This is a genomic window from Bartonella sp. B1098, assembly GCF_944896145.1.
GTDB lineage: Bacteria > Pseudomonadota > Alphaproteobacteria > Rhizobiales > Rhizobiaceae > Bartonella.
Genome location: NZ_CALYLP010000002.1, coordinates 135608 through 159358, shown reverse-complemented (window position 1 = coordinate 159358; position 23751 = coordinate 135608). Strand labels below are relative to the sequence as shown.

The 23751-nt window shown below is 38.7% G+C and carries 22 protein-coding genes; 17 read left to right on the top strand and 5 right to left on the bottom strand.

Annotated features, from left to right (window positions below; all coding sequences use genetic code 11):
• Positions 1–309: 309 nt before the first annotated feature.
• Positions 310–2400, bottom strand: a complete 2091-nt coding sequence (locus tag NNJ85_RS00720; RefSeq protein ID WP_254472759.1) for a lytic transglycosylase domain-containing protein — start codon at positions 2398–2400, stop codon at positions 310–312.
• Between the two features lie 253 nt (positions 2401–2653).
• Between NNJ85_RS00720 and dapA the strand changes: the two genes are divergently transcribed.
• Both dapA and smpB read left to right on the top strand, forming a co-directional pair.
• A complete protein-coding gene (gene dapA, locus NNJ85_RS00715) occupies positions 2654–3538 on the top strand; it encodes a 4-hydroxy-tetrahydrodipicolinate synthase (RefSeq protein ID WP_254472757.1) in 885 nt (294 codons plus the stop codon).
• Positions 3539–3555: 17 nt separating this feature from the next.
• Positions 3556–4032 (top strand): SsrA-binding protein SmpB, encoded by a 477-nt coding sequence (gene smpB, locus NNJ85_RS00710; protein ID WP_254472755.1) that lies wholly within the window; start codon positions 3556–3558, stop codon positions 4030–4032.
• Between the two features lie 24 nt (positions 4033–4056).
• Here the strand turns inward: smpB and NNJ85_RS00705 are convergent, their stop codons facing one another.
• Entirely contained in the window at positions 4057–4737 is a 681-nt protein-coding gene (locus NNJ85_RS00705; RefSeq protein WP_371923314.1) for a uracil-DNA glycosylase, read from the bottom strand.
• Positions 4738–5289: 552 nt separating this feature from the next.
• Between NNJ85_RS00705 and rpoZ the strand changes: the two genes are divergently transcribed.
• The 11 genes from rpoZ to panB all read left to right on the top strand — a co-directional run bounded on the left by rpoZ (position 5290) and on the right by panB (position 14671).
• Positions 5290–5688 (top strand): DNA-directed RNA polymerase subunit omega, encoded by a 399-nt coding sequence (rpoZ, locus tag NNJ85_RS00700; protein WP_254472753.1) that lies wholly within the window; start codon positions 5290–5292, stop codon positions 5686–5688.
• Between the two features lie 128 nt (positions 5689–5816).
• Positions 5817–8039, top strand: a complete 2223-nt coding sequence (locus NNJ85_RS00695; RefSeq protein WP_254472751.1) for a bifunctional (p)ppGpp synthetase/guanosine-3',5'-bis(diphosphate) 3'-pyrophosphohydrolase — start codon at positions 5817–5819, stop codon at positions 8037–8039.
• A 16-nt stretch (positions 8040–8055) separates the two neighbouring features.
• A complete protein-coding gene (pyrE, locus tag NNJ85_RS00690; RefSeq protein ID WP_254473869.1) occupies positions 8056–8634 on the top strand; it encodes an orotate phosphoribosyltransferase in 579 nt (192 codons plus the stop codon).
• Positions 8635–8728: 94 nt separating this feature from the next.
• Positions 8729–9319, top strand: coding sequence for a DUF2062 domain-containing protein (locus NNJ85_RS00685; protein ID WP_254472749.1), 591 nt, complete (start codon positions 8729–8731; stop codon positions 9317–9319).
• Positions 9320–9335: 16 nt separating this feature from the next.
• A complete protein-coding gene (gene acpS, locus NNJ85_RS00680) occupies positions 9336–9737 on the top strand; it encodes a holo-ACP synthase (protein ID WP_254472747.1) in 402 nt (133 codons plus the stop codon).
• An 80-nt stretch (positions 9738–9817) separates the two neighbouring features.
• Positions 9818–10630, top strand: a complete 813-nt coding sequence (gene lepB, locus NNJ85_RS00675) for a signal peptidase I (protein ID WP_254472745.1) — start codon at positions 9818–9820, stop codon at positions 10628–10630.
• Entirely contained in the window at positions 10611–11318 is a 708-nt protein-coding gene (rnc, locus tag NNJ85_RS00670; protein WP_254472743.1) for a ribonuclease III, read from the top strand. Before lepB ends, rnc begins: the two co-directional genes overlap by 20 nt.
• On the top strand, positions 11311–12216 hold the full coding sequence (gene era, locus NNJ85_RS00665; protein ID WP_254472741.1) for a GTPase Era: 906 nt from the start codon (positions 11311–11313) through the stop codon (positions 12214–12216). Before rnc ends, era begins: the two co-directional genes overlap by 8 nt.
• Before the next feature lie 7 nt (positions 12217–12223).
• Positions 12224–12970 (top strand): DNA repair protein RecO, encoded by a 747-nt coding sequence (gene recO, locus NNJ85_RS00660; RefSeq protein WP_254472739.1) that lies wholly within the window; start codon positions 12224–12226, stop codon positions 12968–12970.
• Between the two features lie 28 nt (positions 12971–12998).
• Positions 12999–13859 carry a pantoate--beta-alanine ligase gene (panC, locus tag NNJ85_RS00655; protein WP_254472737.1) on the top strand — a complete coding sequence of 287 codons (861 nt, stop codon included), beginning with the start codon at positions 12999–13001 and terminating at the stop codon, positions 13857–13859.
• A complete protein-coding gene (gene panB / locus NNJ85_RS00650; protein ID WP_254472735.1) occupies positions 13856–14671 on the top strand; it encodes a 3-methyl-2-oxobutanoate hydroxymethyltransferase in 816 nt (271 codons plus the stop codon). The genes panC and panB overlap by 4 nt, the downstream gene beginning before the upstream one ends.
• A 592-nt stretch (positions 14672–15263) precedes the next feature.
• Here panB and NNJ85_RS00645 read toward each other — a convergent pair.
• Together NNJ85_RS00645 and NNJ85_RS00640 are read right to left on the bottom strand one after the other, a co-directional pair.
• Complete coding sequence (locus tag NNJ85_RS00645) at positions 15264–15881, bottom strand: HD family hydrolase (protein WP_254472733.1); 618 nt, start codon at positions 15879–15881, stop codon at positions 15264–15266.
• On the bottom strand, positions 15874–16746 hold the full coding sequence (locus tag NNJ85_RS00640) for a folate-binding protein YgfZ (RefSeq protein ID WP_254472731.1): 873 nt from the start codon (positions 16744–16746) through the stop codon (positions 15874–15876). The genes NNJ85_RS00645 and NNJ85_RS00640 overlap by 8 nt, the downstream gene beginning before the upstream one ends.
• A gap of 64 nt (positions 16747–16810) precedes the next feature.
• Between NNJ85_RS00640 and NNJ85_RS00635 the strand changes: the two genes are divergently transcribed.
• Positions 16811–18139, top strand: a complete 1329-nt coding sequence (locus NNJ85_RS00635) for a dihydroorotase (RefSeq protein WP_254472729.1) — start codon at positions 16811–16813, stop codon at positions 18137–18139.
• Positions 18140–18552: 413 nt separating this feature from the next.
• On the opposite strand, the gene NNJ85_RS00630 is transcribed toward NNJ85_RS00635, so the two are convergent.
• The gene (locus NNJ85_RS00630; protein WP_254472727.1) at positions 18553–18939 is read right to left on the bottom strand and encodes a TIGR02301 family protein; all 387 of its coding nucleotides are present in this window, start codon (positions 18937–18939) and stop codon (positions 18553–18555) included.
• Between the two features lie 485 nt (positions 18940–19424).
• Between NNJ85_RS00630 and cysS the strand changes: the two genes are divergently transcribed.
• The 3 genes from cysS to NNJ85_RS00615 all read left to right on the top strand — a co-directional run bounded on the left by cysS (position 19425) and on the right by NNJ85_RS00615 (position 23641).
• Positions 19425–20933 (top strand): cysteine--tRNA ligase, encoded by a 1509-nt coding sequence (cysS, locus tag NNJ85_RS00625; RefSeq protein WP_254473867.1) that lies wholly within the window; start codon positions 19425–19427, stop codon positions 20931–20933.
• A gap of 43 nt (positions 20934–20976) precedes the next feature.
• On the top strand, positions 20977–21648 hold the full coding sequence (locus NNJ85_RS00620; protein WP_254473865.1) for a DUF421 domain-containing protein: 672 nt from the start codon (positions 20977–20979) through the stop codon (positions 21646–21648).
• Between the two features lie 109 nt (positions 21649–21757).
• Positions 21758–23641, top strand: coding sequence for an ABC transporter ATP-binding protein/permease (locus NNJ85_RS00615; protein WP_254472725.1), 1884 nt, complete (start codon positions 21758–21760; stop codon positions 23639–23641).
• Positions 23642–23751 lie beyond the last annotated feature (110 nt).

Here is a 23751-nt window from a genome sequence, read left to right as displayed (position 1 = left end):
AGTAAAAGGATGCGCTATTCATTTCACTCTTTTTCTATTGATAACCTCTATGATATGATCGTTTATGTGTTGAGAAAAAATAAACTATTTGCGCAACATGATGATTTATAATGATAATTCATTATTTTATATTTGGAATGAGAGCTTCGAATAGCATAGGATTTTCTTATTCAACTCTATTGATACTGAATCCATTAAAATCACTTGACTTACTTGCACGTTAAGAGTGAGGCTGTATGTGAATACTCTTTAAGAGGGAATAAAGATATCTCTTAAGAATACAATGCTATTAGGGAAGATTAAGGCACATTATTTCCATCTACCAGAAAGCAGGTCGGTTTTTATATCTATTTTCCCAGTGAGTCTTGCTTTGTAGACGCCATAATTTTCCATGACGCGCATCACGTAATTCCGTGTTTCTGTATAAGGAATGCGCTCAATCCAATCAATGACGTTATCAAGAGATTGTTCTCGAGGGTCGCCATAACGTTTTATCCATTCATTGACTCGGCGGGGCCCCGCATTATAGCCAATAAGCGTTAAGATATAGGATCCATTAAAACGTTCCAATTGTTCATTGAGAAAATGGGCCCCTAATGTTGCATTATAATGAGCATCACTGCCGAATTTTTTAGGAGACCATGCGATTGAGTATTTTTTTGCTAGTGCTTTTGCTGTTGTAGGAAGCAATTGGAGGATCCCTTGTGCACCTGCTTTTGATATGGCTGTTGGATTAAATTCGCTTTCTTGGCGTGCAATGGCATAGATAAGCGATTTTTCTTCTACAGAAATATGAGCAGAAGCCGGTATAGCTCCCAGCGGATGAGAAAGTGCCCCGACATTTTTACCCTGAAAAGCAGCCATTTTTCCAATTTTGAGGCTGGTATAATAGTCACCATTTTTTTCTGCCATGACAGCCAGAAGAGCTAATTCACCGGGGCTTTCTATTTTTTTTCCGAGTTCTCTATAAAAAACTTTAGCAAGATCCGCATAGCCGGCTTCTTCAAGACGTTGAATTGCTTTGATAGCTTTTCGTGCATTAAAATGTTGTCGCTCAGCAGTTGTTGGTTTAGGAAAGGAAATGTTAAGTTTTTTTTGGTTAAGCCGTGCAGCGGCTAATTGACCATAGTAAGTTGCGCCAAAATGCGCTGCGCGATGAAAGTAGTGTTGAGCATTTTTGTGTTCTCCTAGCGTTTCTGCTGTTCGTCCCATCCAGTAATATCCACGTGATGCAGAAAAAGGTAAAGAAGAAAGTTGAGGAATGCGTGAAAAGTGCTGCATTGCTAATTTAGGGTTATGAAGAAACCGTAGTGCATACCATCCTGCATGAAACTCAGCATCGACGGCTAATGCAGATGTCATACCAGTGTGCATCGCAACGAGTTGATAAGCCATTTTGGGTTTGTTTAAATCGAGCATTTCGCGAGAAAGGGCGCGTTGTTCTTTCCACAAAGAATGAGGGTTCATAAGATGGAAGGCATCTTTTGATGTTTTCATCATGAGTGTTGCGGCTGCATCATATTGCTCTGTTCGCCGAAGATGGCGCATTCGAGCAAACTGGAAGAGAGGATCTTTTTTCCATGTTCTCTCGACAGCGCGTAATTTTTGTGTTGCTCTAGGATCATTTTTTTCAACGGCCACAAAAGCATCAAAAAGAGATTGAGCATGGGCTAATTTTGCAACGCGTGCTGCTGTATCAAAACGATGTGCATACAGCATAAACTGCATGCGTTTTAAATGATCAATAGGTTTTAAGGCCGCACTTGCACTTTTAAGAACGAACACTTCTTCTTTTGCATTAAGCGGTGTTTTATGCCACCACGGTGCAAGAACATGTTGAGCACGAGTGGTTTGCCCCATCGCGATAAGTGCTTTAGCGAAGAGAGCCATACCTTGTGCTGTAAGAGGGGGATGATGAGAAAATTTTTGGATGATAGCGCGTGTGACATTGGTTTCGTTAAGAAAAGCACGCTCAGCATTGCGTTGCATCGTTTCTATACCGGGCCATCCTTTTAGCATGTTGATGGCATTATATATTTCAGAACTTGGTATATTATCTTGGTTTGATAGCCCCAGCGCCCATGTTAAAATATAACGATCAAGGCTATGTTTTTCCAGTGAATTACGAAGACTTATTGTTTTTGCAATATTGTTGTTTGCAAGGGCATCTAGCCCAGCTTTTAGTTGTTTGAGTGTCGCAGTATTGTGCGATGTAGTGTGTCTTTGTTGAAGAGGTTGAGCTGCTTGTTTGACAGTAAGGGCGGTAGGACGTGCCGAAGGGATTGGTGCTTTCCCATGTAAAAAAGGTGTTTGTGCATAGGCATTTGAAAATAAAATTCTTATTGCCAGTATAAGTGTAGTAAAGGTTGCTACGAAAAGAGAGGTGGAAAATACACGCATAGAGAAAAGACCTTGAGACCTTGCTTTTTGTAAAAAAAAACTAAGGCTTTATAGAATACAAGCATGAAAAACACGTTAATACAGACGGCTTATTTTAAAGAAATGTTCAAAATCTAAGGAAGAATATATTGATCTTATGAAGGCTTTTTTTGAAATTCATCTTGCTTCGATGATAGAGCAAGATTATGCTCTATTTAAAATTTATAAAGGCGATTATAAAAAAAATAAAAGCGAACATTATAGGGAGTTGATCATGCTCAAGGGAGCTATAACTGCGCTTATTACACCGTTTGATCAGAAGGGTGCAATTGATGAGAAAGCGTTTTGTGATTTTGTTGAATGGCAAATCACACAAGGGATTAACGGTGTAAGCCCTGTTGGGACGACAGGTGAATCAGCAACTTTAAGTCATGAAGAACATAAGCGAATTATAGCATTGTGTGTTGAGCAGGTCGCAAAGCGTGTTCCTGTTGTTGCTGGAGCAGGATCTAATAGCACAAGTGAAGCTATAGAGCTCGCACAACACGCGCAAAAAGCTGGTGCAGATGCCGTTTTGGTTGTTACACCCTATTATAATAGACCCAATCAGTCTGGTTTATATAAGCATTTTTCTTCCATTGCCAAAGCTGTTTCTATCCCGATTATAATTTATAATATTCCGGGTCGTTCTGTTATTGATATGGCTGTGGAAACGATGAGAGACCTTTATCAAGATTTTAACAATATCATTGGTGTTAAGGATGCAACGAGCAGAATTGAGCGCGTAAGTGAACAAGGTGAAAAATGTGGTAAAGATTTCGTGCAACTTTCCGGTGATGATTGTACAGCGTTAGGTTTTAATGCCCATGGAGGTGTCGGATGTATTTCAGTTTCTTCCAATGTTGCTCCAAAACTTTGTGCAGAGCTTCAAGCCGCTTGTTTTCATGGGGATTATAAAACAGCACGGGAATTAAATGATCGCCTCATGCCTCTCAATCGTGCTGTATTTATTGAACCTAGCCCTGCCGGGATTAAATATGCTGTTGCAAAATTGGGATTTTGTGGTGAGACAGTGCGTTCTCCGATTGTTCCATTAACACAGAGCACCAAGAAGATTATTGATGCAGCTCTTAGTCATGCGGGTCTTTTAAAAGCATAAAATGATATTGAAAAGCCATGAATAAAAAAAAGAACGCACCCGTACGGAAAATAATTGCTGATAATCGTAAAGCACGTTTTAATTTTGAAATTCTTAATAATCTTGAGGTGGGCCTTGTTCTTCAAGGAGCGGAAGTAAAGTCTTTACGTTCTAATCATGCTAATATTGCTGAAAGCTATGCCAGTTTTGAAAATGGGGAATTATGGTTAGTCAACAGCTATATTCCTGAATATACGCAGGCTAATCGTTTTAATCATGAGCCGCGACGTTTGCGTAAATTATTACTTTCAAAACGTGAGATGGCACGTTTTTTTAATGCAACATCCCGTGAGGGAATGACACTTGTTCCTCTCAAACTTTACTTTAATGAACGTGGGCGCGTTAAGTTAGAGATTGCGCTAGCCCGTGGAAAAAAACTTCATGATAAGCGCGAAACGGAAAAAAAACGTGATTGGGGACGTGAAAAAGCAAGACTTTTAAAAAGATATGGATGACCGGCTTGGATATGCTTTATTGATTTAGCATTGATCTAAGTATGTTTTTGCCTCTTGAAAAATTTGGTGAAACATAGCGTCTGTCAAGCGGCCTGTATTCGTATTATAACGAGAACAGTGATAGCTGGAAAAGATGCGTAATCTACCAATGTTATTGATTGTGCCATGTCCAAAAGGATGTGCTAAAACTTTTGCATTAAGAGCGCGTACGGTTGAATGGTGTGCAATGGTACCTAAGGTAATAACGGCTTTAAGTTTGGGAAGATTTGTTAAAAGAGGCGAAAAAAAAGAGCGGCACGTATTAATTTCCGCACCGGTGGGTTTGTTTTCTGGTGGAACACAACGAACAGAGTTAACGATTGCAGCATCAATCAGTTCAAGAGTATCATCTGCTCTTTCTTCAAAAGTTCCTTGCGCAAACCCGAATTTTTTTAAAGTGGAATAAAGTAAGTGTCCAGCATAATCACCCGTAAATGGACGTCCAGTTCGATTGGCGCCGCGTAGTCCAGGAGCAAGACCAACAATGAGAAGACGCGTTGTATCTGCTCCTTTATAGGGAAAGAAAGGGCGGACCGGTGCGTTATACCAACTTGGTTCTTTCACACGCCAGTCAGCGATAAACTGATGGAGCCTGGGGCATAAATTGCAATTTTTGGGGGGCTCTGGGCAAGGCGGTGTTAATGAGTTGTTCATGGTGTTAGGCATCAATTTTTTTATTCTTTTGAGTCTTTTATGGCGTATATGATGAGTGATGTTTTTATAAATAATCTAGAATATCAATAAACTATTTTAGAAGAAATTTTAATATGAACTTATGGCTAATGATAATGGAACGAGAGGCAATCTTTCCGTAATTCATTCGATAAATAAGCGTGCAATACATATAATGTTTAAAGAAAAAATTCCGTCTTTCATAAATATAGTATCATAAAAAGTATGCATAAGATTGTTGTTATTAGAAAGGATTTTTAAGAGCTGGTTTTTCTGTTAAAAGAATAAAGACCTCAAAGAGGTATTTTGTCAAGAAACACCTTCCTTTGCTCAAATCTAATCTATTGGAATTGTTTGAAGCGCAGCTTTGATAACAAGCATGAGCAGGATATACATTTTCATATAAAGTTTCCAAGAGTTTTCTCAAATAAGTTCTTTAAGCAAAAAATATGAAAGCGTGTGTTGTTTTTCTTGTGTTTTATTTTGATTATTGTATATACTCTCCTAATCCACTATTAAATTTTTTTATTTGAGAAAGAGGCATAAATGGCCCGCGTAACGGTAGAAGATTGTATTGATAAAGTTGATAACCGCTTTGAATTGGTACTTTTAGCAGGTCATCGGGCGCGTCAGATTTCACAAGGAGCGCAAATTACAGTCGATCGTGATAATGATAAAAATCCAGTTGTTGCTTTGCGTGAAATAGCAGAAGAAACGTTGTCGCCTGCTGATTTAAAAGAAGATCTTATTCATTCGCTACAAAAGCATGTGGAAGTAGATGAGCCAGAAATGGCAAGTGAATTTATCACCCATTCAAGTGAAGCTGAAAGTGTTTTTAATTCATCATCGCAAGAAGAAGGAACTTCATTTGATCATATGTCAGAAGAAGAGCTTTTAGCGGGGATTGAAGGTTTGGTCGTTCCAGAAAAAAATGACGATTATTAATTGCATTGGTTGATACTACAGGAGTAAAAATACTTTGTCATGTAAGGGGTGGTTATTTTTTTTGTCTTTTATTGATAAGGTGTGTTCAATAAGGATTAAAGGTGTGAAAAGATAAAGGATATGCTCGTATGATGCGTCAGTGTGAGCTTGTTGAGCGTGTTCAGCGTTACAAGTCTGACGTAGACAAGGCTCTTTTAAACAGGGCTTATGATTATGCAATGAGAAAGCATGCACATCAAAAGCGTGCTTCAGGTGATCTTTATTTTTCTCATCCTTTAGAAGTCGCTGCTATTTTAACAGATATGCGATTGGACGAGGCAACGATTGCTGTTGCTCTTTTGCATGATACAATCGAAGATACAAGTGCTACACGAGCAGAAATTGATCAACTTTTTGGTTCTGAAATTGGGAAGTTGGTTGAAGGGCTTACAAAGCTTAATAAGCTTGATCTTGTATCAAAGAAAGCTGTACAGGCAGAAAATCTTCGTAAACTTCTTATTGCCATTTCTGATGATGTTCGTGTGCTTTTAGTCAAACTTGCAGACCGCCTTCATAATATGCGTACCCTTGGCGTCATGCGTGATGATAAACGTCGACGAATTGCTGAGGAGACAATGGATATTTATGCGCCACTTGCGGGCCGTATGGGTATGCAGGATATGCGTGAAGAATTAGAGGATCTCTCTTTCTTTTATTTAAATCCAGAAGGTCATCGTACGATTACCAATCGACTCTCTGAATTATCAAAGCGCAATCGTGATTTACTTTTCACAATTGAAAATGAATTGACAAAACTTTTTTTGGAAAATGGCATTAAAGCAGATGTTAAAAGCCGTCAGAAAAAATCCTATTCAGTTTTTCGCAAAATGGAAAGCAAAGCATTATCTTTTGAACAGCTATCGGATATTTTTGGATTTCGTGTGATTGTTGAATCCGTGAATGATTGTTATCGTGCTCTTGGTGTCATCCATACGACCTGGCCGATGGTTCCTGGTCGTTTTAAAGATTATATCTCTATACCGAAGCAAAATGATTATCGTTCTATTCATACAACCATTGTGGGACCTTCGAGACAACGCGTTGAGTTGCAAATTAGAACGGCTGCCATGAATGAAGTTGCTGAATATGGGGTTGCTGCCCATTCCATATATAAGGAGCAGGGTTCCAATTATTCGACTTCGAAGTTATCAAGCGAAACAAATGCCTATGCATGGTTGCGTCAAACGATACAATCTTTATCTGATGGAGATAATCCGGAAGAGTTTTTAGAACACACAAAACTTGAGCTTTTTCAAGACCAAGTTTTTTGTTTTACACCAAAAGGTCGATTAATTGCTTTTCCTAAAGGCGCGACACCTATCGATTTTGCTTATGCTGTCCACACAGACATTGGCGATTCTTGTGTGGGCGTAAAAATCAATGGTCGTATTATGCCTTTAATGACTAAATTAAAAAATGGTGACGAAGTTGATATTATCCGTTCACACGCTCAAATTCCGCCCGCTGCGTGGGAATTTCTTGTTGTCACAGGTAAAGCGCGTTCAGCTATCCGACGCGCAAGCAGAGCAGCGGTGCGTAAGCAATATTCAGGCTTAGGATATCGTATTCTTGAGCGTTCATTTGAATATATGGGAAAACAATTTTCAAAAGATGTTTTGAAGAAAGTTTTACCGCGTTTGGCGCGTAAAGATGTAGAGGATGTCTTGGCTGCTGTTGGGCGTGGAGAATTGTTTTCCGCTGATGTGATTAAAGCGGTTTATCCTGATTATCAAGAGCGTGTAGTCCAAAAATCATCTTTTAAGCCAGGGGAGGAAGGGTGGTTCAATATTGAAAATGCTCAAGGGATGATTTTTAAGGTTCCAGAAAATGAAAAGGATGCAATGATAGAGGATCATCAATCTAAAGCCTTACCTATTCGAGGAACCCGTGGAGATATACCTGTCCGTTTTTCACCAGAAGGAGCAGTGCCTGGAGATCGGATTGTTGGTATTATGCAACCAGGCGCTGGGATCGTTATTTATCCAATCCAGTCTTCGGCTTTGATGGCCTATGATGATCAGCCAGAACGATGGATTGATGTCCGCTGGGATATTGACGCTCAAATGAATGAACGTTTTCCTGCGCGAATAAATATTTTGGTTGTCAATAGTCCTGGCTCTTTAGCTGAAATTACGCAAATAATTTCTGCTAACGATGCCAATATCCAAAATTTATCTTTGATCCGAACGGCAACAGATTTTACAGAAATGATGATTGATTTGGAAGTTTGGGATTTAAAACATTTGAATCGTATTTTTTCTCAGTTAAAAAAGGCAAATTCAGTCAGTACAGTACGGCGGGTTCATGGATAACAAGGAAGATTTTGCAATGAATACACAAGATGTCATTGATATTTTTAAACAAGCAGATGCTATTCTAGAAGGGCATTTTATTTTAACATCGGGACGCCATAGTGCAACTTATATGCAAAAGGCAAAAGTGTTTATGCATGCTGACTTGACGGAAAAACTCTGTCGTGGATTGGCTGAAAAAATCAAAGAATCTATCAAGGAACAAATTGATTATGTTGTTGGCCCCGCAATTGGTGGTCTTATTCCTTCCTATGAGACTTCACGTCACCTTGGTGTTCCTTCTCTTTGGGTAGAGCGTATCAATGGCGTCTTTGAATTACGACGTTTTGAAATCAAGAAGGGTGCGCGGGTTGTTATTGTTGAAGATATTGTGACAACGGGGCTTTCTATTCGTGAGACCGTTGAGGCGTTGGTGGCAGCAGGAGCAAAGGTCTTGGCAAGTGCATGCATCCTTGATCGTTCTGGTGGTAAGGTTGATGTTGGCGTTCCGTTGATTGCGCTAGCTGAATATGAGATCACTTCTTATGCGGGTGATGAACTTCCTGCAGATCTTTCTGCTCTTCCAGCGATTAAACCAGGCAGTCGAAATATTTAATTGTCTTTCTATTTTTTTTTATGCAAAAACTTAAAAAAATTAATTTGGATGATATAGATTATTTTATCATCAAAAGATGTATATTGAGAGTCATATGCTTTTTCGTCGTCGAGAACCAGTAGATTTTGTAACGCGTATTCGACTTTGGTTATGGCCGCGTCGTTCATTTTCCCGCTCGTTTTCTTACATCTATAAACGTATTTTGCGTATATCAGCAACACCGCATGAGGTTGCACTAGGGTTTTCTATTGGTATTTTTTTAGCTTGTTCTCCTGTCTTCGGGGTGCATATTATCTTGGCAATATTTTTTTCTTGGATTTTGCGTGCAAACTTTGCGGCTGCAATCATTGGGACGGTTTTTTCTAATCCACTCACATTTTTATTGATTGTCATGGCTGATTATAAAGTAGGGTATTTTTGTTTATCGCTTTTTAGCGATGTCAATGAGATCTCTCTTTCTCAAATTCGTTCTCTTTTTAACGGTTTGACAGTGTCAAATCTCTCTCTCCTTTTTAAAGGGGCATGGGATACAATTATGAGTCCTATGATTTTAGGTGGAACTCTTTTAGGTATTGTTTTTGGTGGTTTATCTTATATAGGTGTTTACAGAGCAACGGTTCGTTTTAAACAAAAGCGATATCAAAAGATTATAAAAAAAAGGCGTTTAAAGAAGCGTTCATCGTAAGAAAGATCGGATACTTATGATTGTTGGTCTTGGAAATGATTTGGTTGATATACGACGTATTGAGAAAATGTTGGTTTGTTATGGCGAGCGTTTTATCCAGCGCATTTTTACGGATATTGAAAGGAATAGGTCCGAAAATCTCAAAAAGAAATCTTCTTCTTATGCGAAAAGATTTGCCGCTAAAGAAGCATGTGCTAAAGCCTTAGGGACAGGAATCGCTTGTGGGATCAATTGGAAAGACATGGGGGTGGTTAATTTGTCCTCCGGGAAACCAATCATGCAATTAACAAATCGTGCGCAAGGGCAACTTCAAAAGTTATTACCTCCTCATCATGAGGCGATTATTCATCTCAGCATAACAGATGATTTTCCTTGGGCGCAGGCATTTGTTATTATTGAAGCACTTCCACGTGGATAGATGGCGTGAGAGATTGTGCTTTTGTTATTTGAATATTATGATGAAAAAAAGTTATATTTGTGATGGGAAGGCAGTTGGTGATGGTCCAAAAAGATAAAGTGCATAAAAAAGAAAAAAAAGGTGGGATTCTTGAATTAATTTCTGTTTTAACACAGGCTCTGCTTTTAGCAGCGTTTATTCGGACACTTTTTTTTCAGCCTTTTAGTATTCCTTCCGGTTCCATGCGTCCTACTTTATTAGTGGGGGATTATCTCTTTGTTTCTAAGTATGCATATGGGTATTCTCATTTTTCCATTCCTTTTTCTCCTCCCCTTTTTTCTGGACGTATTTGGGCGTCTCAACCTCAACGGGGAGATGTGGTCGTTTTTCGTTTACCAAGTAATCCAAAGATCGATTATATAAAACGCGTTGTTGGGCTGCCAGGTGATCGTATACAAGTTCGTCAAGGTGTTCTTTATATTAATGATGAGGCTGTTTCACGTCACTTTATGGGAGAGATTGATAATTCTGATATAACGGAAGTGAACTATCCTGTTGAGGTCTATCGCGAGACATTGCCAAATGGTGTTCGCTACGATACGCTTGATTTAGCTTTCATCCCAAAAGTTGATGACACGAAAGTCTTTGAGGTTCCTCAGGGGCATTATTTTATGATGGGGGATAACCGTGACAATTCAGATGATAGTCGTTTGGATGTAGGCTATGTTCCAGAAGAAAATCTTATTGGTCGCGCGAGCGTGATTTTCTTTTCTATCAGTAACGGTTCAAGTGCTTGGCAGATTTGGCGCTGGCCATTTGATGTACGTTGGAAACGTTTGTTTTCTTTCATAAATAAGGTTCATGATTTGCCGCTTATCAAGCAAGGAAAAAACGATGAAACGTCTCGTGATTGATCAGCTTTGCAAGTTGACGGGGCATCGTTTTAAAGATGAAGAGAAATTAAAAAGAGCATTAACACACGCGAGTGTACAGGATTCGGAACAAGGGAATTATGAACGATTAGAATTTTTAGGAGATCGGGTTCTAGGACTTTTGATTGCAGAGATGCTGTATCAACTTTTTCCGAAAGCAAGTGAAGGTGAATTATCAGTCCGTTTGAATCATCTGGTTAATGCGCAGACATGTGCTGATATTGCACGTGAAATGAGGCTGTCTGATATGATCCAAGTCGGTTTTGAGATGAGAAATTTTGAAGGGCGTCGACTCATCAATATGCATGCAGATGTCGTAGAGGCTTTGATTGCTGTTATGTATCTTGATGGAGGATTGGAAAGCGTTCGTCCTTTTATTCAAAAATATTGGCAAAGTCGGGCAAAGAAAATGAATGCAGCTCGACGTGATGCCAAGACAGAATTACAAGAATGGGCGCATATCCAAGGCAATGCACAGCCACATTATCAGGTAATAAAACGTTCAGGTCCAGATCATGATCCTGTTTTTATGGTAGAGGTTAGTATTTCAGGTTTTGCTTCAGAGATTGGGCTGGGGAGCTCTAAAAGATATGCTGAAAGAATGGCCGCTGAAAAAATTTTGCGACGAGAGGGAGTATGGAAAAACGTAGGAAAAAGCGATCATGAATGACGTTATGAAAACGCGTTCTGGGTTTGTTGTGCTTATCGGTATGCCTAATGCCGGTAAATCGACACTGGTTAATCAATTGGTCGGAACAAAGGTTTCAATTGTAACGCATAAGGTACAAACAACACGAACTTTAATCCGCGGTATTGTTATTCACGATAATGTGCAAATTGTGTTGGTCGATACTCCGGGTGTTTTTCGTCCTCATAAGCGTTTAGAACGTGCCATGGTCTCTGCTGCTTGGGGAGGGGCTAAGAGCGCTGATGTTCTGCTCATTTTAATTGACGCTCAAAGTGGTCTTTCAGATGAAGTTGAGATGATGTTAGAGAGTGTAAACACTATGAAACAAGAAAAAGTTCTTGTTCTCAATAAGGTTGATACAGTTGTTAAATCATCTCTTTTAGCGTTAACCACTCAAATAAATGAACGTGTAAAGTTTGCGCAAACATTTATGATTTCTGCTCTAAATGGTTCTGGTTGCAGGGATTTACTTCATGCGTTGAGTAACATGATGCAGGAGGGGCCATGGTATTATCCGGAAGATCAAATTTCCGATATGCCCATGCGTCATCTTGCTGCTGAAATTACGCGTGAAAAACTTTTTCTTCGTCTTCATGATGAGCTTCCTTATTCCTCAACGGTTGAAACGGAAAGCTTTGAAGAGCGTTCAGATGGTTCCGTTAAAATTAATCAAGTTATTTATGTAGAGCGTGAGAGTCAGAAGAAAATTGTTTTAGGAGCAAAAGGCGATACAATTAAAACGATTGGTCAAGCAGCACGCAAGGAGCTTATGGAAATTATGGATCAAAAGGTTCATCTTTTTCTCTTTGTGAAAGTGCGTAATAATTGGGATACCGATCCAGAACGTTATCGCAAAATGGGATTGGATTTTTTAAAATAATGAAAAAATGAAGTGGAAAGAACAAGCAGTTATTCTTGGGGCACGCCAATATGGTGAAACAAGTGTTATTCTTGAGATTATGACGCGTGAACATGGTCGTTATATGGGCGTGGTAAAAGGAGGGCGTTCGCGTCGTATGGCTGCTCTTCTTCAGCCCGGAAATTTTGTGGAGGCTGAATGGAGTGCACGTTTAGAAGAACATTTGGGACTTTTTCGCCTTGAAGCACTTGATTTACATGCGGCACGATTAATCTGTCTACCAGAAGCGCTTTATGCTTTGCAATTGATCGCTTTTCATTTGCGGCTTCTTCCTGAGCGTGATCCGCACCCCACTTTATATGATATTTTACACCTTTTTATGCGGAATTTTGATGAACCCTTTATAAATGCGGAATTGCTGGTACGTTTTGAAATGCGGTTTCTTGAAGAACTTGGTTTTGGTCTTGATTTATCTTGTTGTGCTGTAACAGGTCGTCAGGAAAAACTTTATTACGTATCGCCAAAATCCGGACGGGCTGTCTGTGAAGAAGCAGGGGAACCTTGGAAAAAAAAGCTTCTCATTCTTCCACAGTTTCTTGTGCAAAGAACGACTCGTCCTACTGATTTTAGGGATATAATAAATGGTTTTAACTTAACGGGTTTTTTTCTTATGCGTCATGTCTGGGAGCCACGAGATATAAAACAGCCATCAGTGCGCATGAATTTGATACAGTTGTTTGAGCGTCGATTTGGTATACAGGCAGTCATTTTTTGATGTGATTATAATTGAATAGAATGGGAAAATGAAAATTTTAAAGACAATTGCTGAAGTTCGCCAATATACTTCAGAAGAACGAAGTTTAGGCTTTTCAATTGGTTTTGTTCCAACAATGGGAGCTCTTCATGAGGGGCATCTAGCATTAGTACAGCGTGCAAAAGCAACGTGTGATCGCGTATTGGTTTCTATTTTTGTCAATCCAAAGCAATTTGGACCTGATGAAGACTTTGATAAATATCCAAGAGACTTGAGAAGCGATTGTGCTTTATTGGAAAAAGCGGGTGTTGAATGTGTTTTTGCGCCTTCTGTAGATGAAATGTGGCCCTTGGGAAATGATACAATTGTGCAAGTGAAAAAATTATCACGTATGTTGATGGGAAAATTACGTCCAGGGCACTTTTGTGGTGTAACGAGTGTGGTTGCTAAGCTTTTTAATATTGTTCAGCCCAATAAAGCTTTTTTTGGAGAAAAGGATTTTCAACAAATTTTAATTATTCGGCGTATGGTTGAAGATTTAGCTTTTCCTGTTGAAATTATTGGAGTCCCTATTTTACGTGAAGCAGATGGTGTTGCTCACTCTTCGCGGAATAAACTTTTAACATTAGAAGATCGTAAAGCCGCCAAAATTATTCTTGAAAGTGGAAAAGCTGCTGAAAAGCTTTACCATGAAGGTGAGCGGTCGGTTGATAAGTTATGCAAAATTGTTCGCAATATTTTACAAAAAGAAACGCGTGCAATCGTTGAAGCAATAGATTTACGGGATATGGAAACTTTATGCGAGGTCAAAGGAACATTGAATAAACCAGCGGTTTTACTTCTTACTGTTCGCTTTGGCGAGGTAAGGCTTATTGATCAATACATATTGCAAAAGAAGGGCGGAAAATGAGTGTACATAAAACTGTAAAGCGTATAACATCTTCTCAGATACGTGCAAGAAAGGGAGAACAGCCGATTGTTTCTTTAACAGCTTATCAAGCTTATACTGCGCGGATTGCTGACCCCTATTGCGATATCCTTTTGGTTGGTGATAGCGTTGGTATGGTGGTATATGGGTTTGAGACAACGCTTCCTGTTAATTTAGATATGATGATTTTACATGGGCAGGCTGTGGTGCGTGGATCTCAAAAAGCTCTTATCGTTATTGATATGCCTTTTGGTTCTTATGAGGAAAGCAAAGAGCAAGCTTTTTTAAATGCATCGCGTATTCTTGCACAAACGGGGTGTGGAGCCGTTAAGCTTGAAGGTGGAGTTTATATAGCAGAAACAGTAGATTTTTTATGTAAACGTGGCATACCAGTGATGGGACATATTGGTCTTACTCCCCAAGCGGTCAATCGTTTTGGTGGTTTTAAAACACAAGGACGGAAAGAGAGTGATTGGCAAAGAATTGAAGACGACGGAGCAGCGATTGAGGAGGCTGGAGCTTTTGCTATTGTTTTGGAAGGGATTGTCGAACCTTTAGCCGTAAAATTGACAGAAAAGCTTTCTATTCCAACAATCGGTATTGGCGCATCTAATCAATGTGATGGACAAGTCTTGGTGATGGAAGATATGTTGGGCTATGGTGCTCACGTACCCAAATTTGTACGCCGTTATGGAGGCCTTGAACAAGCCATGAAAACCGCAATCAAAAACTATGCAGAGGATGTTACATCCCGTTCTTTTCCAACGGATAGGGAAGTTTATAAACTGAAATAAATCTTAGCTTAAGCTAAAAAGTTCGATAAGAGAACATTTGTTTATTTTTGTAATGAATGTGCATTATTTCATATATTTTTGTATGAAATTTTAGCTATGATTTTTTTATTGCTTTAATGGAGGCAGTCTTCTGATGTAAAACAGAATGTCATTGGAATGCTAATTTACGTACTTTTTAAAAGAAATATTTAGACACCTCATTCTATTTTGCGACGGCACTCGTGAATACTATAATGGAAAAGCCCTCAGGAACTGTATAAAATTTAGAAAGTACGACCATTTTTACGCTTCATAAAAAAACAAGTGGGTAGCATTACACATTGTGCTAACTACCAATGTTGCTGACGAGCGCTTGCCACTTGAGAGGGCTCATAAGCGGCATTTTTAATCTTCTTGTACAGTTTTTATCCTTAGGGCTTTCTTTGCTTATGACGTGCAAGTAAATGATTTTGATTGATTTAATATAAACAGATTTGAAATGAGTGAATCTTGCCATATTAGAGGGAACTCATTTAATGTGAAAAACGACAAATTATTATTATAAATCAGGTTAATGAGTCTGTAATGACAAAAAATTAACAATGTGAAGAGTTTATAATTTTTGGCCATCTAAGTCATTAAAGCGCGTTAAAAAAGCGTTTTCAATTTGTTGAGTAGAGGAGGGCTGTAAATTTAGATCATCGGGTGAAATATTATTGGGAGAGCCAAAATAGCGAAGGGCTTCTTCTGTATTAAATCCAGCAAATGTGATCGCTTCATGATATGCCGCAATACGATCGGCGTGTTTAATTTTTTTTAAAAGTTTTTGAGAAAGATCAACGGGAAGAGAAAAGCGCATGTGGATTGCATCTTGGATGCGCTTTTCAATGCGTTCATATTGTTTTCCTATGACAGCTTTAAAGGGTGAAATGATATCGCCGATGACATATTCTGGTGCATCATGAAGAAGAGCACAGAGACATTCATGACGCGGCGACTGTGGAAAAAGTTTTTGAAATATTTGTTCAACCAAAAGTGAATGCTGTGCAACAGAATAGGCATATTCTCCTCGTGTTTGACCATTCCAACGTGCTACACGCGCAAGGCCGTGAGCAATATCTTCAATTTCAATATCAAAAGGAGAAGGATTGAGAAGATCAAGTCTGCGTCCAGAGAGCATTCTTTGCCAAGCGCGTGCTTCTCCACTTTTTAATAATTCAGCTTTAGCCATGTGCATTTTCTATCGTATTTTCAGGAAAGGTAAAATTCATATTTTCAGCAATGCTTATAGTGACAGGAATATTTTTTACAGTAAAGGGAATGTTATGATCCATAGCATCTTTGACGTGGTCAATACGCATTAAAGCGAGAGCCTCATTTGCAACACATGTTCCCAAGTGTCCAAGTACTTTTGTTCCTGCTTCAAGGCTCGATTGAGGGGGGAGGTCACGCTGGCCTTTTACAATCAAGATACGGCGACGTGCTGCACGTCGGTGGTGCATTCGTGAAACAATTTCTTGTCCAATATAACACCCTTTGTTGAATGCTAATCCATTAATTTGATCGTAATTAATATCATGAGGAAAAACTTTGCCGACTTCATAGTCTTGATCACTTTCTGCAATTGCATAACGAATTCGCAATTGATTCCATGTGTCATAATTTTCTGAAACCAAAAAAGGAACTTTGCTATAGATTCGTATTATTTTTTCTTGTTGTGGAAAGCGTTTATCAATAAAATTTGAATCAAAACTTAAAGTATCTGATTCATTTTTCCAAGAAACTATAACAAGTCCTTGTAATGGTTGTGTAATTTCTACTTTTTTACGCAGTTTATAGAGCAACAGACGCTTGTAGAGTGTATCGGCCAAAGACATCACAATATCGATAAAATAACTTTCCTTTCTTTTACCGATAAGAAAATCAGCAAGGACCTTTCCTTGTGGGGATAAGAGGGCTCCAGGGAAAATTTCTTGGGGACTTATTTTTTTTACATCTGTTGTGATCAGGGACTGTAAAAAATCTGTTGCTTCTTCGCCTGTAATTTGAATAATTTTGCGGTTTTTTAAGCAAATGGCATTTTGTTTTTCAATCATGGTTCTTGCCTTTCTGCTCAAAGTTACATAATCGATAAGTGAGCAATATGTAAGGAGCATGGCTATGTTTAAAACATTTGATACAATTTTTAAAGGTGCAACACTTGTGAATCATGATGGAAAAAGCAAGCGTGATATTGGTGTTACAAATGGCCGTATTGCTGAAATTGGCGACCTTACATGTGCCTCAGCTGGTGAGGTGATTGATTGTACGGGGCTTCATATTTTGCCGGGAATTATTGATAGTCAAGTGCATTTTCGTGAGCCAGGCAATGAATATAAAGAAGATTTGGAAAGTGGCTCATATTCCGCTGTGTTAGGGGGGGTTACAGCAGTGTTTGAGATGCCTAACACTAATCCATTGACAACGTCAGAAGAAACATTAAGCGATAAGGTTAAGCGCGGATTCCATCGTATGCATTGTGACTTTGCATTTTGGGTTGGAGGAACGCGTGAAAATGCTCATGAACTCTCTGAATTAGAAAGACTTCCTGGTGCAGCTGGAATTAAAGTCTTTATGGGATCTTCTACCGGTGATCTTTTGGTCGATGATGATGAAAGTGTACGCCTTATTTTGCAAAATACACGCCGTCGTGCGGCTTTTCATTCTGAAGATGAGGAAAGGCTTAAAGAGCGTAAAATACTGCGTATGGAAGGGGATGCATCTTCACATCCGATTTGGCGTGATGAGATTGCGGCGTTAAAATGTACGCAGCGTTTGGTAAAAATTGCCCATGAGACGAAAGCGCGCATTCATGTGTTACATCTTTCGACAGAAGAAGAAATTGATTTTCTCAAAAAACATAAAGATGTTGCAACAATTGAAGTGACACACCATCATTTGACTCTTACGGCTGATGATTATAAGCAGTTTGGTACATTAATTCAGATGAATCCACCTATTCGTGAACCGCGCCACCGTGAAGCTCTTTGGTACGGTGTTCGACAGGGGATTATTGATGTTTTAGGCTCAGATCATGCGCCTCATACCCTTGAGGACAAGCTTCAATCTTACCCCTCTTCACCTTCAGGAATGACAGGAGTGCAAACAACAGCCGCCATTATGTTAACACATGTGAATGCAGGAAAAATGTCTCTTGAGCGTTTTGTTGATCTCACGTCACATGGCCCTAGTCGTATTTTTGGTATAAGCTGTAAAGGACGTCTTGCTGTTGGATATGATGCTGATTTGACCATTGTTGATCTTAAGCGAGAAGAAGTTATTACGAATAGCTTAATTGGTTCGCGTGCCGGTTGGACACCTTATGATGGTCAAAAGGTTAAAGGTTGGCCTGTCGGGACTATTGTCCGTGGTATGCGCGTTATGTGGGAAGGTGAAATTGTCACACCTTCACAAGGAGAGCCTGTTAAATTTATAGAAACTTTGGTGTAAACAGCATCAGTTTTATTTTGTTATGCCCAAAATACCATCTTTTAGAGCGGTGATGTGATATAAGGCATATCAATCTCCTTGACACATAAATGTTTTTTAGTGCGTGATGAATGTTCTTAAGCTTTTTTGTAGAGTCTCAAAGCACATCACATAAGTGGGAAGCCAAGTGGAACTCAATAGAACTTGGGCGATTTACAAACCAGATTGGATTAAGAATCTTCATCTTTTAAGGGGGGAGGAAGCCAAAGAATGATTTTCTACAGAAGACAAAGGCACTCATAAGAATAAAAGCATATTGAGGCGTTATTTTTAAAAAGTCTCTCTATTTTCGAGAAGATAACTTATTGCTCTACTCATTTGTAAGGAGACATCATTAATATCACTTAAATTGAAGGAGGTACTTTTTATACAGGTTAATTGTTATAATGCATGAGAAGGTTTTCAGATAAAACTCTCCCTTCTTTAATATATTTTTGATGAGCTTCAATGGCTGCTTGTGTACAATGGTGATAATTTTCTGAGAAAGCACGATACGCTTCATTAAATGCTGCATAAAAATAAGCGCGTCTTTGTGGAATGGGGTGTTCTGCTTCAATGAGTGCGTTCATATAGTCATACCATTGATTTATTGGCCATTGGTTTGTTGGAGACTCACAAAGATTTTGGAGAAAATGCAGTGATCCTAAAATTTCTGCGAGGCGAAGTAATTTTTTCTCATAAGGTGGAGATTGTTGTGCAAAGGTTGGCATTGAAATGACAAGAAATATTAAAAGAATGATTTTTCTCAATTTATTACGCATTATTTTGATTGCTTTCTTTGAATAAAACTCTGTACAGATAAAGTAGTTGTGTCATGAGAACGCTGTTAAAAAAGAGGGTTAATTGCGACATTATTTTCAATGATTGATTATAAAATATAGGGCGTAAGAGACAGTAAGGAACCCATTGTGAAATATTGAAAATACTGACGAAGCTTTATGGGGTTAAAGTTTTAAGATTTGCTTCCTGTAATCTATTTTTCATATAAATATTCTATTGCCTATGGAATTTTTTCTAAACTTGTTTCCTTCAAGAAGGGAAAAGCTCTCTATCTATAGAATGCTTTTGTCCAATCAAATAAAAGAGATTGTTTTTAGGATAAATGATAGAGACAGCCGTAAATACCATCATAGGGGAAGAAGAATTGATGATAAGGTGAAGTTTTAGTCTAAACCGCATAATGTGATCATTTGAGAGAAGAGGCATTTAAAAGAACGGTGCGTAATATCGTTTACGGAGTATAATGATGAAAGAGTTGCGATTTTATAATACGCTGACACGTAAAAAAGAAAATTTTACACCAATAGATCCGACAAAAGTACGTCTTTATGTTTGTGGTCCAACAGTTTATGATTACGCGCATATAGGAAATGCACGCCCTGTCATTGTTTTTGATATTTTATTTCGCTTATTGCGTCATGTTTATGGCAATGATCATGTTCTCTATGTGCGTAATATTACAGATGTCGATGATAAAATTAATGCACGAGCTGCCCACGAATATCCAAACGTTTCACTAAATGATGCTATTCGTCAATTAACAGAACGCACATATTCTCAGTTTCAACAAGATACAATAGCACTTGGTTGTCTATTGCCAACCAGCCAGCCGCGCGCAACTGAGCATTTAGAGGAAATGCGCGCTCTCATCGAAAGATTGCTTGAAAAGGGACATGCTTATAAAGCGGAAAATCATATATTATTTTCTATAAAGAGCATCAAAAATCCTCCCCATTATGGAGCATTTTCAAATCGTTCTTTAGATGAAATGAGGGCGGGGGCGCGTATTGATGTTGCTGCTTATAAGCGGGAAGAGATGGATTTTGTTTTATGGAAACCTTCTGTGGAAGGAGAACCAGGTTGGGAATCGCCGGGCGGAATTCCTGTTTTAGGTCGTCCAGGTTGGCATATTGAGTGTTCTGCCATGTCAATGGCAAAGTTGTTAGCGCCCTACGGTGGTGGTTTAACTTGTGATGATCCGATCGCGAATATTTTTGATATTCATGGTGGTGGACTTGATTTAATTTTTCCTCACCATGAAAATGAGATTGCACAAAGTTGTTCCGCTTTTGGGACAGAGCGAATGGCTAATTTTTGGATGCATAACGGCTTTTTACAAGTTGAAGGCAAAAAGATGTCAAAAAGCTTTAGCAATTTTATAACCATTCGTTCTGTTTTAGAGAATAATTTTTTGGAATTTAATGGTGTTTTAGCTGATGAAATGAAGCAAAATTGGGCGGGTTTGTCTGCACGTTTTTCAATGCTCCAGACGCATTATCGTGAACCGTTAAATTGGACAGCGCAGCGTTTAATGCAATCGAGCAGTGAACTGTATCGTTGGTATGAATTGCTTCGCAGTAAAAAGAGTATGATGGAAAACAATGAAGCGATTGATGATACTTTGATAGATGCCCTCAGTGATGATCTTAATACGCCAAAAGCACTTACTCTTTTGCGAAAATTTTATAAAGCAGGCGATGCTTGGGCTCTTGCCAATGGGATGAATTTATTAGGATTATTACGACAAGAATGGGTTAAAAAAATAGACAGCCCATTATTTATAAAAAAAACATCTCTTGATTCAAAATTTATTGATCAGCGCATTGCCGAAAGACTAAGGCTTATCCATAATAAAGAGTGGGAAGCTGCGGATACAATTCGTGATGAGCTTGCAGCCGAGGGGGTTCTCTTAAAAGATAGTAAGGATCCACGGAGTGGTGAGCGCATAACCATGTGGGAAATAAAACGATTTTAATTTTCCTATTCCAGCAGTTCTCGTAAATTAAAGGGAGAATATGATGGAACTTTTATATCACTATGGATATATCGCGCTTAAGCTGGCTGTAGGTCTTGTTGCCTTCCTATTTATTCTAAGAACGATGGGTCGTGGAAGTCTTAGTCAGATGACACCTGTTGATCTGGTCAGCAATTTTGTTATGGGAGGTATTATTGGAGGAGTCATTTATAATGAGAATATTAGCAGTACTCAATTATTGCTTGTTCTACTGATTTGGCAAGCCTTGATTACCTCTTTTAATTTTTTTGCACGCTATTCAGTTTTTTTTCGCCGCCTTATTGCAGGGCGAAATGTTACATTGGTTTTAGATGGGGTCTTTCAAATGGATAAGATTAAGAGCTTAGGGATCAATGTTAATGATCTCATTACCATGTTACGTCTTAAAGGGTGTCACTTACATGAAGCTGCTTTTGTTCGTTTGGAAACCAATGGTGATTGCACTGTTATTAAGAAGGAAGAGGGGAAGAAATCGACGATTGTCGTAGAAAATGGTGAAGTTATTGATGATGGTCTTAAAGAGATTGGTAAGACAAAAAAGTGGCTTCAGGCAGAATTGAAAAAAAAGCATGTAAAAGTTGAAAATTTATTTGCAGCAGAGTGGTATGAGAATACAGATCAAAATAATAAGCTGTATAATGGATTATTTCTTGTTCCTTTTTCAAAAACAGTCTAACTTCAAACAACGAGTAGGTATAGCTTATTGAAAAGCGTAAGAAACTTATAAACAACCACAGGGGGATGCTTTGCCTTTTTCGTGTGGATGATAGAGAAGTAAGGGCTTTATGAAACGCAATGAAATGACAAAAACTGTATCATCCGATACAGGGAAGACTCTGCACACACTTTACAATTTATGGCCTTATATGTGGCCGGTAGGTCGGCGTGATCTAAAAATACGTGTACTGTGGGCAATATTTTATCTTGTTTTGTCCAAGCTCGTTCTCATATCTGTGCCGTATTTCTTTAAATATTCTACGAATGTGCTTGATACAAGCTTTCAGCTCCCTGAATGGTTTCCGTCCAGTTTGATTATCCCCATCATGCTCGTTTTGGCGTACAATGTCGCGCGGATTATGCAGGCTGGATTAAATCAATTACGCGACTCCCTTTTTGCCACTGTTGGTCAATATGCTGTTCGTCAATTAGCTTATAAAACCTTTGTTCATATTCATGAGTTATCTTTACGATTTCATTTAGAACGCCGAACTGGTGGGCTTTCTCGTGTGATTGAGCGTGGGACAAAAGGAATTGAAGCGATCGTAAGATTTTCAATTCTCAATACCGTACCGACAGTTTTAGAATTTATATTAACGGCTCTTGTATTTTATATCAACTACGGATGGCATTATCTTCTCATTGTTGTTATAACGGTTTTATTATATACTTTTTTTACCATTAAGGCGAGTGATTGGCGTATTCGCATTCGTCAACAAATGAATACAGCAGATACTGAGGCAAATACGCGCGCTGTTGATTCTCTTTTAAATTTTGAAACGGTTAAATATTTTGGCAATGAAACTCTAGAAGCCGATCGTTTTGATGCTTCTATGGTGGGTTATGAAAAAGCCGCAACAAAGATTTGGACATCATTAAGCTGGCTTAATTTTGGTCAGGCTCTTATCTTTGGTATTGGAATGACGATCATGATGCTGATGTCGGCTTATGAAGTTTTTTATAAGACACAAACTGTAGGAGATTTTGTTTTTATTAATGCCCTTTTAATGCAACTTTCCATTCCACTGAATTTTATTGGTTCAATTTATCGTGATGTTCGACAAGGTTTAACGGATATTGAAGCGATGTTCGATCTTTTAGATGTTCAGCAGGAAATCATTGATAAATCAAATGCTAGACCATTAGAGATAAGCGATGGGACCATTCGTTTTCATCAGGTAAAATTTTCTTATGATTCGACGCGTCAGATTCTCAGAGATATTAATTTTGAAGTCCCTGGAGGAAAAACAGTCGCCATTGTCGGTCCATCGGGTGCAGGAAAATCAACTATTTCTCGATTACTTTTTCGGTTTTATGATGTTGATGCAGGTTCTATCACAATTGACGGGCAGGATATTCGTGACATAACACAAAAAAGTTTGCGTGAAGCGATCGGCATGGTCCCACAAGATACAGTGTTATTTAATGATACAATTGCCTATAATATTCACTATGGGCGCCCAAGTGCGACAGATGAAGAGGTGTACAAAGCTGCTGAAATGGCACAAATATCAAAATTTATTGAGATATTACCAGAAGGTTTTCAATCTATGGTAGGAGAGCGTGGTCTCAAATTATCAGGGGGTGAAAAACAACGTGTGGCTATTGCACGGACACTCTTAAAAGCCCCCCCACTTCTTATTCTAGATGAAGCAACAGCAGCTCTTGATACGGCAACGGAACAGGAAATTCAACAAGCATTGGATATTGTAAGCCGTGGACGTACAACATTGATTATTGCACATCGTCTTTCTACGGTTATCAATGCTGATGAAATTTTGGTTCTTAAAAGCGGTCGTATTATTGAAAATGGGACGCATACAGAGCTCTTACGAAAGAAAGGTTTATATGCTTCAATGTGGAATAAGCAGCTTGAAGCATCGCAAGCTGAAGAAAAATTACGTAAAATGCGTGAAGAAGATGAAACGGGTATTGTTAATCGTAAAAAATAAGGTGGGCAAAATGTAATCTCTATCTTTATATAGAGTGATTGATAAAATACATAAAAGCAAGAGGAACAAAAAGATTTATTGCTTGTTTAAGTTTACGATGAATAGGAAAT